The organism is Streptomyces yerevanensis (assembly GCF_000716805.1).
Lineage (GTDB): Bacteria > Actinomycetota > Actinomycetes > Streptomycetales > Streptomycetaceae > Streptomyces > Streptomyces flaveus.
The window spans coordinates 1-381 of the sequence record NZ_JNWJ01000236.1; the positions used below are offsets into that span (position 1 = coordinate 1).

Below are 381 nucleotides of genomic sequence, written 5' to 3' on the forward strand. Positions count from 1 at the left end.
GTTGGTCTTCAGGCAGGGCACGGCGGGCTCCCCGGAGTCAGGAGAACGTACGGACGACGTCACGGACCCGCGCCACGGTGTCGCCGTACGTCCCGAAGTGGGCCAGCACACTGAGGTGTTCGCGCAGGTGCAGCAGCGGCATGCGGTCGCGCCAGCCGTCGGGCAGGGGGAAAATCTCCTCGTAGACGCGGAAGAAGCGGTCCGGCGGAGGATCGCAGCAGTACATCATGCTGAGGTCGGACTCGGCCCACATCCAGCACACCGCCGGGTCGAGGAACACGGGTTCGCCGGCCGGGCCCGCGACGATGTTCGCGCGCCAGAGGTCGCCGTGGTTGAGCACGCTGGGAGACGTCGGGACGAGCTGCGGAAGGCGTTCACAGA

At 68.5% G+C, this 381-nt stretch carries 1 protein-coding gene; it reads right to left on the reverse strand.

Annotated features, from left to right (window positions below; genetic code table 11):
- Positions 1-37: 37 nt before the first annotated feature.
- A partial coding sequence (locus tag OP79_RS49220) for a fructosamine kinase family protein (protein WP_033329889.1) occupies positions 38-381 on the reverse strand: 344 nt, incomplete at its 5' end.